Origin of the sequence: Halomonas sp. DP4Y7-1 (assembly GCF_019800705.1) — a bacterium.
GTDB classification, from domain to species: Bacteria; Pseudomonadota; Gammaproteobacteria; order Pseudomonadales; family Halomonadaceae; genus Halomonas; species Halomonas litopenaei_A.
The window spans coordinates 148335-162980 of the sequence record NZ_JAHVKS010000010.1; the positions used below are offsets into that span (position 1 = coordinate 148335).

14 protein-coding genes and 3 tRNA genes are annotated in these 14646 nt (G+C 61.0%); 7 read left to right on the forward strand and 10 right to left on the reverse strand.

The genetic code is table 11. From position 1 onward, the window contains the following. Window position 1: 1 nt before the first annotated feature. The 4 genes from moaC (at window position 2) to KUV72_RS17445 (ending at window position 2862) form a co-directional block, all read left to right on the forward strand. Window positions 2-814 (forward strand): cyclic pyranopterin monophosphate synthase MoaC, encoded by an 813-nt coding sequence (gene moaC / locus KUV72_RS17430; protein ID WP_222163327.1) that lies wholly within the window; start codon window positions 2-4, stop codon window positions 812-814. A 2-nt stretch (window positions 815-816) separates the two neighbouring features. Continuing rightward, window positions 817-1275 carry a molybdopterin synthase catalytic subunit MoaE gene (moaE, locus tag KUV72_RS17435; protein WP_222239244.1) on the forward strand — a complete coding sequence of 153 codons (459 nt, stop codon included), beginning with the start codon at window positions 817-819 and terminating at the stop codon, window positions 1273-1275. Between the two features lie 8 nt (window positions 1276-1283). After that, window positions 1284-2276: a GTP 3',8-cyclase MoaA gene (gene moaA, locus KUV72_RS17440; protein WP_222239245.1), complete on the forward strand. Its 993-nt coding sequence runs from the start codon at window positions 1284-1286 to the stop codon at window positions 2274-2276. Between the two features lie 301 nt (window positions 2277-2577). Beyond that, a complete protein-coding gene (locus KUV72_RS17445) occupies window positions 2578-2862 on the forward strand; it encodes a hypothetical protein (RefSeq protein WP_206944564.1) in 285 nt (94 codons plus the stop codon). A 284-nt stretch (window positions 2863-3146) separates the two neighbouring features. Here the strand turns inward: KUV72_RS17445 and KUV72_RS17450 are convergent, their stop codons facing one another. After that, window positions 3147-4733 carry a ribonuclease J gene (locus KUV72_RS17450; protein WP_222239246.1) on the reverse strand — a complete coding sequence of 529 codons (1587 nt, stop codon included), beginning with the start codon at window positions 4731-4733 and terminating at the stop codon, window positions 3147-3149. Window positions 4734-5021: 288 nt separating this feature from the next. Here KUV72_RS17450 and purU point away from each other — a divergent pair, with 288 nt between their 5' ends. Together purU and KUV72_RS17460 are read left to right on the forward strand one after the other, a co-directional pair. Next, on the forward strand, window positions 5022-5876 hold the full coding sequence (gene purU / locus KUV72_RS17455; protein WP_206944563.1) for a formyltetrahydrofolate deformylase: 855 nt from the start codon (window positions 5022-5024) through the stop codon (window positions 5874-5876). A gap of 63 nt (window positions 5877-5939) precedes the next feature. Next, window positions 5940-6617, forward strand: a complete 678-nt coding sequence (locus KUV72_RS17460) for an energy-coupling factor ABC transporter permease (protein ID WP_222239223.1) — start codon at window positions 5940-5942, stop codon at window positions 6615-6617. 123 nt (window positions 6618-6740) lie between these two features. Here the strand turns inward: KUV72_RS17460 and nadB are convergent, their stop codons facing one another. After that, window positions 6741-8309 (reverse strand): L-aspartate oxidase, encoded by a 1569-nt coding sequence (nadB, locus tag KUV72_RS17465; RefSeq protein ID WP_222239224.1) that lies wholly within the window; start codon window positions 8307-8309, stop codon window positions 6741-6743. After that, a complete protein-coding gene (locus KUV72_RS17470; protein WP_222239225.1) occupies window positions 8290-9435 on the reverse strand; it encodes an FUSC family protein in 1146 nt (381 codons plus the stop codon). Before KUV72_RS17470 ends, nadB begins: the two co-directional genes overlap by 20 nt. A 171-nt stretch (window positions 9436-9606) precedes the next feature. Here KUV72_RS17470 and KUV72_RS17475 point away from each other — a divergent pair, with 171 nt between their 5' ends. Continuing rightward, on the forward strand, window positions 9607-9777 hold the full coding sequence (locus tag KUV72_RS17475) for a hypothetical protein (RefSeq protein ID WP_222239226.1): 171 nt from the start codon (window positions 9607-9609) through the stop codon (window positions 9775-9777). 169 nt (window positions 9778-9946) lie between these two features. On the opposite strand, the gene KUV72_RS17480 is transcribed toward KUV72_RS17475, so the two are convergent. From KUV72_RS17480 to KUV72_RS17510, 7 genes are all read right to left on the reverse strand, one after another. Continuing rightward, window positions 9947-10165, reverse strand: a complete 219-nt coding sequence (locus tag KUV72_RS17480) for a hypothetical protein (RefSeq protein ID WP_222239227.1) — start codon at window positions 10163-10165, stop codon at window positions 9947-9949. 269 nt (window positions 10166-10434) lie between these two features. After that, window positions 10435-10521: transfer RNA gene (locus KUV72_RS17485), tRNA-Leu, on the reverse strand. Between the two features lie 105 nt (window positions 10522-10626). Beyond that, window positions 10627-10700 (reverse strand) — tRNA-Cys (locus KUV72_RS17490). Between the two features lie 25 nt (window positions 10701-10725). Next, a tRNA-Gly gene (locus KUV72_RS17495) sits at window positions 10726-10800 on the reverse strand. Window positions 10801-10870: 70 nt separating this feature from the next. Beyond that, the gene (pgsA, locus tag KUV72_RS17500) at window positions 10871-11419 is read right to left on the reverse strand and encodes a CDP-diacylglycerol--glycerol-3-phosphate 3-phosphatidyltransferase (RefSeq protein WP_206944553.1); all 549 of its coding nucleotides are present in this window, start codon (window positions 11417-11419) and stop codon (window positions 10871-10873) included. 94 nt (window positions 11420-11513) lie between these two features. Then, complete coding sequence (uvrC, locus tag KUV72_RS17505; protein WP_222239228.1) at window positions 11514-13328, reverse strand: excinuclease ABC subunit UvrC; 1815 nt, start codon at window positions 13326-13328, stop codon at window positions 11514-11516. Between the two features lie 312 nt (window positions 13329-13640). Then, window positions 13641-14285 (reverse strand): response regulator, encoded by a 645-nt coding sequence (locus KUV72_RS17510; protein WP_045994188.1) that lies wholly within the window; start codon window positions 14283-14285, stop codon window positions 13641-13643. Window positions 14286-14646: the final 361 nt, after the last annotated feature.

Below are 14646 nucleotides of genomic sequence, written 5' to 3' on the forward strand. Positions count from 1 at the left end.
CATGACGCTTTCCCATCTCAATGCCCGCGGCGAAGCCAATATGGTGGACGTCGGTGACAAGGCATCTACCCGACGTGAAGCAACGGCTACAGGGGCTATCAGTATGGCGCCTGAGACCTTGGCCTTGCTCAGCGATGGGCAGCTGCCCAAGGGAGATGTGCTGGCCACCGCCAGAATTGCCGGTATCCAGGCGGCCAAGCGCACCCACGAGTTGATTCCGCTGTGTCATCAACTGGCCCTGTCCAAGGTCAGTATCGACTTCGATATCGATCGCGAGGCGAGCATGGTCAGGGTGTCCGCGACGTGTCGGCTGAGTGGCAAGACAGGCGTCGAGATGGAAGCGCTCACGGCGGTGTCCGTAGCCTGTCTGACGCTGTATGACATGTGCAAGGCGGTCGATAAGGAGATGGAGATTGGCCAGATCCATGTGGATGCCAAGCAGGGTGGCAAATCCGGAGATTATCGTCGCCGAGAGATAGCGCAGGAAACCGTCGCTCCCATCGTGACGAGTCCGGAGAACAGTCCTGCATTGACCTTGGGGCTTGCCTCTGCAGAGCAGCAAAGCGTCAGGGTGAAATGCCTGGCCGAGCTGCGAGAACGGCTGGGTATCGGGGAAACCTCGGTCCCCTTGGATCGTTTACCCAGTGCCGATGTGGCAGGCCTCAAGAAGGCCTTGAAGACGCTGGACCAGCGTTTTTCCGGTTTGGAAGAAGGTCGGGTGCTGTGTGCGGTGAATCAGGTGATGGCCAGCGACAGCACACGCCTGACGTGCGATGACGAGGTGGCCTTTTTCCCGCCGGTCACTGGAGGTTGATGATGATTCGGGTGCAGCAAGAGCGCTTTGACGCAGGTGACGTTCAGCAGGCGATGCTGCAAGGTCGCTCCGATGTGGGGGCTGTCGTCAGCTTCACCGGGTTGGTCAGAGATTTCAATGAACGCCCCGACGTCACAGCGTTGACGTTGGAGCATTATCCCGGCATGACCGAGGCCTCGCTGGCCGAGATCGAGGATGAGGCGCGCCGGCGCTGGACGCTCGAGGACGTGTCTATCATCCATCGGGTAGGGCGGCTTGCGCCAGGTGATCCCATCGTTCTGGTGGTGGTAGCCAGTGCTCATCGCCGCGCCGCCTACGAGGCCTGCGAATTCCTGATGGACCAGTTGAAGACGCGGGCACCCTTCTGGAAGAAGGAGCACACGGCCAGCGGCGATTATTGGGTATCCGAGCGCTGTCAGGACCATGCGGACGCTCGTCGATGGGAAGGTGATGTGCAATGACGGACAGCATGAGCGACGGCTTGGTCGACAGCTTCGGCCGGCGCGTGAATTACGTCAGGCTATCGGTGACGGACCGCTGTGACTTCCGCTGTGTTTACTGCATGAGCGAGGAAATGACGTTCCTCCCTCGGGCACAGGTGCTGACGCTGGAAGAAATCGCCCAGGTGGCGCGAGCCTTCACCGAGCTTGGCGTCGAAAAGATACGTCTGACCGGTGGAGAACCCCTGGTGCGGCGTAATATCGGTGAACTGGTAGCGCGTATCGGTGCCTTGTCAGGGCTCAGGGATTTCGCAATGACCACCAATGGCGCCGGACTTCGGCGTCATGCTGTCGAGCTTCGTCAGGCGGGTCTGAAACGCCTGAATGTCAGCCTGGATTCGCTGGATCCTCAGCGCTTCCGCCGCCTAACCCGTACCGGTGACCTGAGTCGAGTACTCGATGGTATCGAGGCTGCGCGAGAGGCGGGGTTCGAGCGGATCAAGCTCAATGCGGTCGTGCTGAAGGGGCGCAATGAGGATGAGGTGCTGGATCTGGTGACCTTTGCCAGGAACCAGCAGCTCGATATCAGCTTCATCGAGGAAATGCCCCTCGGCGACGTCTCGGATCACTCACGCGCAGAGACATACTGTTCCAGCGATGAGGTCAGGGCGCTGATTGAGCAGCGTCATCCGCTGTTGTCCACGGCGGAAGCCACGGCGGGCCCTTCACGCTATTTCAGGATGGAGGACAGTGATACTCGCATTGGCTTTATTTCTCCCCATAGCCACAACTTCTGCGCAAGTTGCAATCGGGTTCGCGTCACTGTCGAGGGACGCCTGTTGCTGTGTCTAGGCAACGAGCACTCGGTTGACCTGAGGGCGGTGTTGAGACGTTATCCCGGCGACATCGAGCGACTCAAGCGAGCTATCGTCGAGGCCATGCCCATGAAGCCTGAAAGGCATCATTTCACGACTGACGGGGATGTCCAGGTCGTGCGCTTCATGAACATGACAGGTGGCTAATGGCTTGGGGCTTTATCTGCCATTTGCCGAATAAGTTTTCGCGGGCGCCATGGGCGCCCGCGTTGCGTTGTGCTGCTTCTTCACTCACGGTAACCCGCTGTTGAAGCCTCCACCATGTATGGGAATGGCCAGGTATGCTGGGGAATGGAAGGCGATGTATGATGGGTATTGGCACGCCGGTTTTTGATAATTGACCAGGAAATATTTGCTGCATTTCTTGCCAAGAGCCAGAGGTTGCATATACTTTTCTTCAAGTGAATCACGGCGCGCGCCGTTTTATGCCAAGGCTATGGAGTGAGCTATGTCCAGCGAAACATTGGAACGCATTGCACGAAACAAGAATGTGGCACGCGCAGCGGCCCGACAGCTCAGCATGGAGCAACTGCAAAAGCTGGCGGAAGTGGTCGAGGAAGTGATCGATCAAAAGCGTGATGAAGAGCGCCAGCGCCAGCAAGAAGAGATGCAGAAAGCACAGAAGCTGGCGGAAATCCGCGAGCAGATCACTGAGGCGGGATTGTCGCTGGACGACCTGGTGTCCGAGCAGCCCAAGCGCAAGCGTGGCCGTCCGCCCAAGAATGCCAAGTAAGCTACACCACCCAAGGCAGGTATTTCACCGCTAGCGTTGCTGGCCCTGCCTTGAGGTGTGGCAACGAGGGTGTCGTGTTAGCGATGATGCCCCTCCGTGCAAGCGGCCCCGGATACCTCCGGGGCCGCATTCGTTTGGGGCCTGGGCCACGCTGGTGCCCATTCATACGATGTAGGCGTATCTAGGAGCGTGCCACCAGAAGGGCGTATGCGAACGCTACGTTGCGAAAGTCTGTTGCGAAAGTCGGTCCGCAGGTATGCAGGGCTGATGGGGGCACGCAGGGTCTAGAGATCCCCTGCTATGCCTTCCATATCGGTGGCCATCAGCTGTAATTCCAGCTTCGGTCGACGCTGGAGATGGTCATGAAGCCACGCGAGAATGCGCGGATAAAGGCCATGGCGCAGGGCGGATAGGGTGTCGGCTGTCAGCTCATCGAGTTGATCGTCAAGCCAGTCGCTGAAGCTATCTTCGTCGACGCCCAGTGAATGGTTGGTGTCCAGCATCAGGCGCCCAATTCTTGCCCAGCCTCGTTCGGTTGCCACCAGGCTGATGGCCAGATACAGCTCTTCCTGGCGCTGACGCGCGGAAGAGCGCGAGGTGCGCCGATCGATGCCGCCTCGCTCGATGATGCATTGGGATACCGCAAAGCGCTGCTCTACCGTCAAACCGTCCTGATCGAGACGGATCAGGTCACCATTTTGGGGTGCCAGCGGGGCATCAATGCCGAGCCGTTCCGCCAGTGCCTGGTGGGCGGCCTGATGGGGAGCCTCGCCGTGCACCGGTAGCAGTCTGGCCGGCTGTATCCACTGATAGAGGCGCTCAAGTTCTTCCTGGGCGGGATGACCAGAGGCATGTAGCTGTGGGTGGCTGGCGTCGTCGAGGAGATGAACATCGAAGCGGGCAAGGCCTCGTTTCAGGCGTTCGATCAGGTGCTCGTTGCCAGGGATGGCCTTGGCCGAAAATATCACGCTGTCACCCGCTGTCAGCTCGAAATGCGGATGTCGTCCCTGGGCCAGTCGCGACAAGGCGGCGCGGGGTTCTCCCTGGCTTCCTGTAGCGATCACCAGAACCTCTTCAGGGGGCAGATACCCGAGGTCGCTGACCGGGACCAGCGTCGGGAAATCGTCAAAATACCCGAGCTGGCGCGCATGCCCGACCATCCTCTCCATCGAGCGTCCCAGCAGGCTGACGCGCCTGCCGCAGCGACGTGCTGCGCGGCCTATTGCGAGCACACGAGCGAGGTTGCTGGCGAAGCAGGAGACAACGACCCGCCCACTGCAGCCGGCAATGGTGTCCGCCATGGCCTTGGCGACGTCTCCCTCGCTGCGTGAATGCCCCGGCACGTTCGCGTTGGTGGAGTCGGCGACGACCAGGTCGAGGGGAGCCAGGGCGCGGAAAGCGTCTTCATCGACAGGTTCGCCGAGTACCGGCTGCGGGTCGAGCTTCCAGTCACCGGTGTGCAGCAGGCGCGTATTGCCGGCTTGAATGAACACCGCGCAGCTTTCTGGAATCGAGTGTGTCAGGGCGAGGAAGCGACAGGAAAAACCGGCGATGTCCCTGGCCTCTCCCGGGGTGATGACCTCGATGGCATCGCTGGACAGGCCGCGTTCGGCGAACTTGATCCTCAGCATGGCCGCCGCCAGGGGCGTGGCAATGATCGGGCAGCCCCAGCGCGGCCACAGCCAGGCAACGGCACCGATATGGTCCTCGTGGCCATGGGTGATGAGCAGCGCGCTGGGCTGAATGCCGAGGGTCTCCAGGACGGTGGTGTCCGGGACCTGAATGGGATCGCCCGGCAGGTCCTGGCGAATCATCATGCCGCAATCGACCGCCACCCAGCGTCCCTCGTGGCCATAGAGGCTCAGGTTCATCCCGATTTCGCCGCAACCGCCCAGGGGCAGGAAATGCAGGGGGGAGCGGCGGCGTGGACGAATCTGAATTCGAGGGATCGACATCGGGCTCGGCATAGTGAAGACAGGTAACGCCACTATAAGGGATGGAGGTCGGCTCACTCAACGCAGGACGCCCCTGGCAGCGCAGCAGGAGTCGTTCGCTACCTCACTTTTCGCTACAATGGCCGGTTTTCGTGGCGCGCTATCGAGCGCGTCGAGAGGTGGTGCCAAGGGCACGCCAAGGGTTGGCTTCAAGAGACAAGTGTTATGTCGCATTTCTATCGTCTGGTGGTGTCCTGTCCTGATCGACTGGGGATCGTCGCCCGTGTCTCCAACTTTATTGCTGGGCATGGTGGTTCCATTACCGAGGCCAATCAGCATTCCGACCTGGCGTCGGGACGCTTCTTCATGCGCTACGAGATTCTGGCGGATTCGATTGGCATGTCTCGGGAGGCGCTGTGTGACGCCTTTGCCCCGGTAGCCAGGGAGTTTGAAATGGATTGGGCGCTGCGTGACACTCGTCAGAAGCGCCGAGTGGTGCTGATGGTGTCCAAGGAATCCCACTGCCTGGTCGATCTGCTGTATCGCTGGACGGCGGGGGAGCTGGATTGCGACATTGCGGCGGTGATCAGCAATCACGACGATATGCGCAGCATGGTGGAGTGGCATGGCATTCCCTACCACCATGTGCCGGTCGTCGCTGGTGACAAGCAGGCGGCATTCGCTGAGGTGGAGCGTCTGGTAGAGGCGTCGGCTGCGGACAGCATCGTGCTGGCGCGCTACATGCAGATTCTTCCGCCGGATCTGTGCCAGCGCTACAGCGGTCGCGTGATCAATATCCACCATAGCTTCCTGCCATCGTTTGCCGGCGCCAAGCCGTACCATCAGGCCTATCAGCGAGGGGTGAAGCTGATTGGTGCGACCTGCCACTATGTGACAGAGGAGCTGGATGCCGGGCCGATCATCGAGCAGGACATCCACCGTGTCAGTCATTGCCACACGCCTACCGACCTGGTTCGCTTCGGCCGAGATGTGGAAAAGACGGTGCTGGCGAGGGGGCTGCGCTGGCATCTGGAAGATCGGGTACTGATCCACGATAACAAGACCGTCGTCTTCGCCTGAGCGCTACGTCAGGCCGGAGCCCCTGCAGCGACGTGTCGAGCTCGCCGAGAGGAGGGGGCGGTCATGTCGTTCGCCGAGGTAGTGGTGGCGGGCTGGATGCTGTGGCTGGGTGGGGCGCTGTCAGCAGGGTGTTTGCTGCTGGTAGTGCGCCAGCGGCCCTGGCAGGCGCTGGTGGCCAGTGCCGGGCTGCAGCACCGATGGCTGGCCGCCACCGTGATGATGGCCTTGCTGTGGCAGTTGCGTGCCCAGACGGTGGACTGGCTGAGCTTGCATCTGCTCTTCACCACCCTGCTGACGCTGGTTTTTCGGGCACCGCTGGCGCTGTTGAGCTGTCTGCTGGTCAACCTGTCGCTGTGCGTGACCGGCAGGGTGGCCTGGCCGCTTATCGGCCTCAATCTTGTCGTGACAGGGGTGGTGCCCATGCTGGTGACCATCGCCATATGGCGTTTGGTCGACAGGCGCCTCCCCGCCCACCCCATGGTGTTTCTGTTTGTCGGCGGTTTTGGTTGTGCCGCGCTCTCTTCGCTGGCCTCGGGACTCGCGGTCATGGGCGTTGCGTGGTTTGCCGCAGTGAATGCCGAGGTGCTGTTTCAGGTCCGTGAATACCTACGCTTTCTGCCGCTGCTGATGCCTTCGGAAGCCTTTATCAGCGGCATGCTGCTCAGCATTCTGATGTTCTATCACCCGCACTGGGTCGCGACGTTCAACGATCGACGCTATCTCGATGATGACCGGAAGTGAGCCCCCCCGAATGTCGAGGGGCTTTGGCTTGCTGTGCTGGCGGCTGGGTCAACCGTCAATGCGGGCGCCTATCGGCGGCAACGGTCAGCGGCGGCAACGGTCAGCGGCGGTTGGCGTTCCGTGTCAGTGTCTAGCGTAGCGCGACGGCTGGGGCGCGGGGTCTGCGTGGCGCGGGCATTGGGGATTGTAGTGCAGGCCTCTTGATTCGCGGCGTGCCAGGGCGCTGGCGACGGTCAATCGCGCCAGTGTCAGGGCGTGACGGAGGGCCAGCAGGGCGGGTGTCGGGCAGGCGTCGTCGGCCAGCTCCGCATAGCGGGAGGCCAGGGTCTCGATACGGGCGGCCGCCTCCTTGAGTCCCTCGTCGAAGCGCACGATGGCCACCCTGGCGCTCATCACTCGGCGCAGTTCCTGGTGTATTTCAACGATGTCGGACGCCTTGGTCTGGCGGGTGCCAGCGATGATCGACGTCGCCGGATGCTGACGTGGTGGCTCCCTCAGCGTGGCCAGATGACGAGCCGCCGAGCGGGCGTACACGAGGCACTCCAGTAGCGAATTGCTGGCCATGCGATTGGCACCATGCAAACCGGTGCAGGTCACCTCTCCAATCGCATACAGCCCTGTCACGCTGGTCGCGCCGTGTTGATCAACGCTGATCCCGCCACAGCTATAGTGGGCGGCAGGGACGACGGGGATCGGCTGCTGGGTGATATCCAGGCCACGCCCCAGGCAGTGGGCATGGATCGTCGGGAAGTGGTGCCGAATGGTCGCCGCCCCCAGATGGCGAATATCCAGCATCACACAGGGGCTGTCGGTGCGTTGCATTTCGGCGTCAATGGCCCTTGCCACCACATCGCGTGGGGCCAGCTCGGCCCGTGGGTCGATGTCTGGCATGAAGCGTTTGCCATCCGCATTCAGCAGTAGGCCACCTTCTCCGCGTACCGCCTCGCTGATCAGGAAAGGAGGACCCTCCGGGTCATACAGGCAGGTGGGATGGAACTGCTGGAATTCCAGGTTGCTCAGCTGCGCACCGGCATCGTAGGCCATGGCCATGCCCTCGCCGCTGGCGGGAGAGGGGCTGGTGGTGTGCAGGTAGAGTCCGCTGGCGCCTCCGGTCGCCAGTACCGTGTCCTGGGCAATGAGTTCCCGGACCTGATGCCGGGAATCGAGGCAGCGGGCTCCGCAGCACTGGCCTTGATCGTTACTGATCAGCTCGTAGGCGACCAGGTCGTCACGCAAGGTAATGGACGGATGCTGGAGGGCGCGCTCCCTCAGGGTATCAATGACCGCGCGACCGGTGGCATCTTCAGCGTGGATGATCCGTCTGGCGTTGTGCCCGCCTTCCCGAGTGAGGTGATAGGGATACCCCAGGCTAGGATCTGGTTCGGGGGTGAAGGGCACCCCGAGTTGAAGCAGCCAGTCGATGGCGTCAGGACCTTGTTCCACGGTGAAGCGCACGGCTTGCTCGTCGCACAGTCCGTCACCGGCGACCAGAGTGTCCTGTACGTGAGCCTCGACATTATCCTGGGGGGATAATACCGCCGCGATCCCGCCCTGCGCCCAGCGGCTGGCCCCTCTATCGTCGTTGCCGGGCCGCAGCAGCGTCACCCTGCGGTGATCGGCCAGCTCCAGGGCCATGGCAAGACCGGCGACGCCGCCACCGATGATCAGGACGTCATGACTGGCGTGGGTCATGGGATCTTCCTTCCTTGCTGTCGAGAGAGGGTGCCTGGTGCAGGCCGTGACGCGGGGCTCGTCGTCGCAGTCGCTTGCTGGGGAGGCGTTCGAGTTTGCCAAGCTGCTCAGCGATAGACCCGGAGAGGCGGGCCAGCTCGCGGTTCAGCCACAGGTAGCCGCTGGGACCAAACAGCATTCTGCCATCATCACTGCGCGCGGTGGAGGCCTTTGCGGCAAAGGCTTCCAGCGAAAAAGGCGTGATGTTGGCCTTGATGGGCCGACCCGTGCGTATCTCGAACGCCAGGGTGCCGATATCCCTGGCGAGCACATGCTGTTGGGCCCGCAGCCCGTCCATGGTATCGATCTGCTCGTGTCCCTGGCGGGTGCTCCAGTGAGTCTCCAGCAGCAGCTCCAGCGTCGACAGCATGCGTCGTTGGTAGGAAATAAGACCGTCGACGTCGGTGCGAGACAGCCTGCCCTCACGGTGCACCGCGTCCGTCAGTCCGCGCTGCTTGATCAGTAGCTGACTGGCAGCCTTGAACAGTTCTCGGGTGTCGATTCCTGGTGCCGCGGTGGATGACGTGTGGGCGTGATACAGCCGGGCCATCTGATCAAGGCAGTCGGCCAGCAGAAAACGCTGCAGGTCCGTGGCCTTGTGGGGCAGAAAGACCAGCGTGGCGGCGATGCCCACCAGGGTGCCGACCAGCACGTCGAGGCCTCGCCACAGGGCGACATCCAGCTGCTGGGTACCATCGCCGATAACGAGCAGCAGGCTGATGGCAAACATCAGGCCGCCGTAGGCCTGGCGGGCACCGAATACCCACCAGGTGGCGACAGCGATGCCGGCCAGAGAGCCCAGCTGCACCGCCCAGGGTGGGATGGGCAGGCTGATCAGCAACAGGCCCAGGGCCGCACCAATCAGCGTACCTGCCAGGCGCTGACGGCCCTTGTCGATGACGCCGCCAACATGGGGCAGATTGCCCATGACCATAACGGTGCTGACCAGGGCCCAGCCACTATGTTGCAGCGGCAACAGCTCGACAATGGTGAAGGTCACCATCAGGGCCAGCGTGACGCGCAGCACATGGAACAGGCGCCGATGTCGGTGGTTGATAAAGGGGTCGCGCAGGCGTCCGAGTAACATGGATCAGCTCCTGGCCAGCGTGGGTGCAAGCGGCAATGTGCGCAAGGCGGGTTCCGCGCAGTGGGGTGCGGTCACGGCTGGAAGCGTCATTGGTGTCTGGCGGAGGGCGGGCGGAAGCAAGCGGTTGCTCAAGGTTCGGCGGCCGTCATGAAGTGGCGTAAAGAGGCGCAGATGCTAACACGTCACGGCGACGTCGTCCTGGCCTCAGGGGCTATTCAGTACTGGACCCAGGTGTATGTCGAGGCCTGGCTCAAGGGGCAGGGGCCAGGTGAAGGGCTCACGCTGAAGGTGAGGCGCTGGGTGCAGCCAGCTCGCGTCCTGAGATGTGAGCGTGGTGAGTAAGACGAGGGTTGATGACATGTGGCGGATACAGATCGGGCGGATACAGATCGGGCGGATACAAGTGGCGCGGATAAGGCTAGGGCCACTACCCCGTAGTGGCCCTGATCTTTAACTAAGTAGCGTGATGGATGTCCGTGCAGTCCTCAAGAGCTGTTCTCAAGAGCTACTCTTAAGAGCTATGGTCTTCCTCGGCCATCATATGGATAAGTTCCTTGAGGTCCTCCACTTGCTGCTCAAGGGCTGCGACACGATCCTCCTCACTTGCTTGCGCGGTACGCTCCTCGATCTCAGCCATCTTTTCGTTGAGCATCTCGGAGTCCATGGCGAATGCGGCACCCGCCATCATGAGAGATGTTAGCGCCATGGCGCTCAGTAGCTTCAGCTTCATACGGCCTCTCCAATAAAAGTCACTGCTTGGCTGCCTCATGGTATGAGGCGCTGCGTACTTCTCGGACGACTGCTACCTGCACTTCTGAAGTGTAGTCTAGGCCACTTATTAAGCAAGGTCGCATAAAGCGTGATGTAGCGTTTCATTCTGACGCTTAACACATGCTGCGGGCGGGGCATTAGCCGGATTCGCGCGACTAAATTGCGACCAGAGAGGAGGGCGTCGAGAGCTGAGTAGCGTCAGGAGGTAGCGTAAGGCATTGAAACTATTGGTGCCCGGAGCCGGGCTCGAACCGGCACGGTGTTGCCACCGAGGGATTTTAAGTCCCTTGCGTCTACCAATTTCGCCATCCGGGCAACAAGATCGCCAGCCATGTGGCAATAGAGGAGGGATGCCGTTGTACCTGGTGCGGCAGGTCAACCATCAGACTTTCCAGAGTATGGGGGTCTGAAAAGAAAAGATGGAGGCTGGAGTCGGAATCGAACCGGCGTACACGGAGTTGCAGTCCGCTGCATAACCACTCTGCCATCCAGCCTCAAGAGTCAACCATCGTTTGTTGATGGAGCGGGAAACGAGATTCGAACTCGCGACCCCAACCTTGGCAAGGTTGTGCTCTACCACTGAGCTATTCCCGCCTGACTCGAGGACGTATTATACGGATAAGTCGGTGACTGTCAAACGCTTTTCCTCGAGTCGATGTTTTTATCAGAGCGAGCGAGCCAGATGGGGCCAAGCGGCCCGCAGGTACTGGATCATCGACCACAGGGTCAGAATGGCGGCAGCGTAGAGGGTTGCGACGCCCGCCTCTGCGATCAGGTGTCCAGGCGGGAAGGCCAGCAGCAACAGCAGCGCCACCATCTGCAGCGTGGTCTTGACCTTGCCGATCCATGAAACGGCAACTGAGCCTCGCTTGCCCATCTCCGCCATCCATTCACGCAGGGCCGAGATGACGATCTCTCGCCCGATGATCACCAGGGCGGGAAGTGTCAGCCAGGCTGCGTCATAGCGCTCGATCAGCAGGGCCAGCGCCACCGCCACCATCAGCTTGTCGGCCACGGGGTCGAGGAAGGCGCCGAAGGGCGTGGATTGATCCCACTTGCGTGCCAGATAACCGTCCAGCCAGTCGGTCACCGAGGCCAGTCCGAAGAGCGCCGCAGCGACCAGCATGCTGGATTCGAAGGGGAGGTAGAAAAGTACCACCAGCAGAGGAATGAAGACGATGCGTGCCAGGGTCAGAATGTTGGGAATGTTCATGGATACCGCTGTCCTTGCTGGAGGGTGCTGTAATAGGGGTCGGGGATGCGCGGTGCCCCGTCAGGGTGGTCCATTCTATCCGCGATACCTCAACTCATCCATGCAGAGCGCGGTGAATTGTGTCGGCCATGGTCGCGCTGATGCCAGGGACGCGAGCCAGCTCATCCTTGGTGGCCTGCTTGATGCCTTGCAGTCCACCGAAGAAGCGCAGGAGCTCGCGGCGGCGTTTGGGCCCGACGCCCGGGATATCCTGCAGGGTTGAGGTGCGCCTGGCCTTGTCGCGTTTTGCCCGGTGACCGGCGATGGCGAAGCGATGAGATTCATCGCGGATATGCTGGATCAGATGAAGACCGGGCGAGGTGGGGGGCAGCGCCAGGCTGCGATCGACAGTATCGACGTACAGCGTTTCAAGCCCGGCCTTGCGGGTGGTGCCCTTGGCGACGCCGAGTAGCTGGACCTGGGTAACGCCGAGTTCAGCGAGCACGTCCCGTGCCATGTTGAGCTGACCCTTGCCGCCGTCCACTACCAGAATATCGGGGAGCACCCCTTCGCCTTCCGCCAGGCGCTTGAAGCGCCGGGTCAACGCCTGCTGCATCGCCGCATAGTCATCCCCTGGCGCGATGTTCTTGATGTTGAATCGGCGATAGTCGCTCTTGCGCGGTCCGTCCTGGTCAAAGACAACGCAGGAGGCCACCGTCGCTTCGCCGTGGCTGTGGCTGATGTCAAAGCACTCAAGCCGCTGGGGGGTGTGTTCAAGGTCGAGTGCCTGGCGCAAGTCTTCAAAGCGCTTGGCCAGCTGGGTCTGATTCGCCAGCTGTCCCGCCAGCTGCTGCTCGGCGTTGGTCCTGGCCAGCTCCCGCCACTGGGCGCGATGACCACGTACCTTGTCAGTCAGGCGAATGCGTCGCCCAGCATTTTCGCTGAGCGCGCTGGCGATCAGCTCCGCATCTGGTACCGGGTGACTGGTCAGCACGTCAGAAGGGATTTCCCTGGCCTGTCCGAGATAGTACTGGCTGACGAAGTCGCCCAGCAGCTGCGCTTCCCCCAGGTCCAGGTTGTTGGTGGGACTGTAGTGGCGCGCGCCCAGCAGGCGTCCCTGTCGAATAGACAGCACCGAGATGCACAGCGCGCCGGGCTGTGATGCCAGCGCAAAGGCATCAGCGTCGCCGCTGCCAGTATCCACGACCTGGCGCTGCTGCAGGCGGCGAAGGTCCTGAAGCTGGTCTCTCAGGCGCGCGGCCTCCTCGAAATTCAGTGCCTCACTGGCGGCTTCCATTTCCTCGGTCAGCTCCTTGCTGACCGCATCGCTGCGTCCCTCCAGGCACTGAATGGCATGCTCGATATCGCGGCGATAGTCCTCTTCGCTGATGTAGTCGACACAGGGAGCACTGCAGCGCTGGATCTGGTACTGCAGACAGGGACGAGTGCGGTGGGCGAAGACACTGTCCTCGCAATTGCGGATGCGAAAGACCTTCTGCATCAAGGACAAGGTATCGCGTACCGCATTGCTGCTCGGATAGGGGCCGAAATACCGCCCGTCCTCGTGGCGCGTGCGGGCGCGCTTGTATTCCAGTGCGGGATAGGGGTGTCGATCGCTGACAAACACAAAAGGATACGACTTGTCGTCACGCAGCAGGATGTTGTACGGCGGGCGCAGCTGCTTGATCAGGGTCTGCTCGAGCAGCAGAGCTTCCGTCTCGCTGTTGGTGACCGTGACCTGTATATCGTGGATGCGGCTCACCAGCGCCTGTGTCTTGGCATTCAAGGCGCCGCGGAAATAGCTGGCGAGACGAGGCTTGAGACGACGAGCCTTGCCAATGTACAGGGTGTTGGACTGGTCATCGTACATCCGGTAGATACCGGGCGATTCACTGACCGTCTCAAGAAAGCGTCGAGCGTCGAAGGTCATAGGCGAGCGTGGCGTGTTCCGTTGGCGTAGCATCGTCGAGCCATGCTACCAGAGCAATGAACACGCTGCGTCAATTGCTGCGCACCAGGTTGTCGGTGCAGAAGGGCAAGAATCCAGGCAAACGTCTTGAGGAAGCGGAGGGCGCTATCCGCAAGAAGGACGGCCTAGGGAACGTGGGGACGACATGCTGCATTGGTTGGGGCTGAGGCTGAAACAGAAAAGAAAAAGAGAAGGGATGTTCGACAGGCCGTCACAGGGTACGCGCGCCGACATCTGATGGCAGATGAGCGGGTTCGGCGCGCCGCCATGTCGTCAGTCTTCCTTGAAGCCCTCGACCAGCCCGTGTCGCAGGCCCAGGTGAGTCAACGCCACATCGGAGTTGACCCCGAGCTTTTCGAAAATGCGATAGCGGTAGGTGTTGACCGTTTTGGGGCTTAAGAACATGCGATCCGCAATGTCGGCAACACGCTGGGCGTTGACAATCATCATGGCCACTTGTAGCTCGCGCTGGGACAGCTGATCAAAGGGGTTTTCTTCGTGATCGATGCGTGACAGCACCAGCCGCTGGGCGATCTCCGGGCTGACAAAGCGCTGGCCGGCAAATACCGCGCGGATAGCCTTCACCATTTCGTCATGCTGGGAGCCCTTGCTGATAAACCCATGGGCACCGGCTTCCAGCAGACGCTGGGCAAAGGCCTCTTCGATAAAGGCGGTCAGCACCAGAATGCGGATATCCGAGGTCAGGCGCCGGATCTTTCGCGTCGCCTCCAAGCCCCCGATGCCTGGCATGCGTATGTCCATGACCACCACATCCGGGTTGAGGCGTCGGGTCTGCGCAATGGCTTCTTCACCATCAGCAGCCTCGCCCACCACATTGATGTCTTTTTCTGCGTTCAGCAGATGAACGATACTGGTGCGAACCAGGTGATGATCGTCAGCGACGAGAACTCTGATCAATGCCGATACTCCTGGAGAAGGTGATGTCTGGGACCATGGGGTTGACCGAGTGGAGCCAGTGCTCCGTCAGAGTCCTTCTCATGATGCTTCGCGGTAGATTGTCACAATTTGTTCCTAAGGGGAATTGGGTCGCCAGGGGGGGGCGACGTTTCCGGCATAGCAATATTGATAGTGTGCCCGTTCTTTGTTAAGCGGTTAATGCTTTGCGTTTTACTTACATGCAGGCGCTTGATGACGAGTGATACAGAGCTCGCAACATATTGGTCGAACTGGCTTACCTCTATCAACTTTGCCGCTGTAGTGTATCAGCCGTGATGACGATAAGGGTGAAAATAGGCATGCTCGATGCCCCGTTAAAGGT

Bases quoted from the DNA above. Each gene is read 5' to 3' on its own strand.
- moaC (WP_222163327.1), top strand. From the start codon at position 2: ATGACGCTTTCCCATCTCAATGCCCGCGGCGAAGCCAATATGGTGGAC.
- moaE (WP_222239244.1), top strand. From the start codon at position 817: ATGATTCGGGTGCAGCAAGAGCGCTTTGACGCAGGTGACGTTCAGCAG.
- moaA (WP_222239245.1), top strand. From the start codon at position 1,284: ATGAGCGACGGCTTGGTCGACAGCTTCGGCCGGCGCGTGAATTACGTC.
- KUV72_RS17445 (WP_206944564.1), top strand. From the start codon at position 2,578: ATGTCCAGCGAAACATTGGAACGCATTGCACGAAACAAGAATGTGGCA.
- KUV72_RS17450 (WP_222239246.1), bottom strand. From the start codon at position 4,733: ATGAACCTGAGCCTCTATGGCCACGAGGGACGCTGGGTGGCGGTCGAT.
- purU (WP_206944563.1), top strand. From the start codon at position 5,022: ATGTCGCATTTCTATCGTCTGGTGGTGTCCTGTCCTGATCGACTGGGG.
- KUV72_RS17460 (WP_222239223.1), top strand. From the start codon at position 5,940: ATGTCGTTCGCCGAGGTAGTGGTGGCGGGCTGGATGCTGTGGCTGGGT.
- nadB (WP_222239224.1), bottom strand. From the start codon at position 8,309: ATGACCCACGCCAGTCATGACGTCCTGATCATCGGTGGCGGCGTCGCC.
- KUV72_RS17470 (WP_222239225.1), bottom strand. From the start codon at position 9,435: ATGTTACTCGGACGCCTGCGCGACCCCTTTATCAACCACCGACATCGG.
- KUV72_RS17475 (WP_222239226.1), top strand. From the start codon at position 9,607: ATGCTAACACGTCACGGCGACGTCGTCCTGGCCTCAGGGGCTATTCAG.
- KUV72_RS17480 (WP_222239227.1), bottom strand. From the start codon at position 10,165: ATGAAGCTGAAGCTACTGAGCGCCATGGCGCTAACATCTCTCATGATG.
- pgsA (WP_206944553.1), bottom strand. From the start codon at position 11,419: ATGAACATTCCCAACATTCTGACCCTGGCACGCATCGTCTTCATTCCT.
- uvrC (WP_222239228.1), bottom strand. From the start codon at position 13,328: ATGACCTTCGACGCTCGACGCTTTCTTGAGACGGTCAGTGAATCGCCC.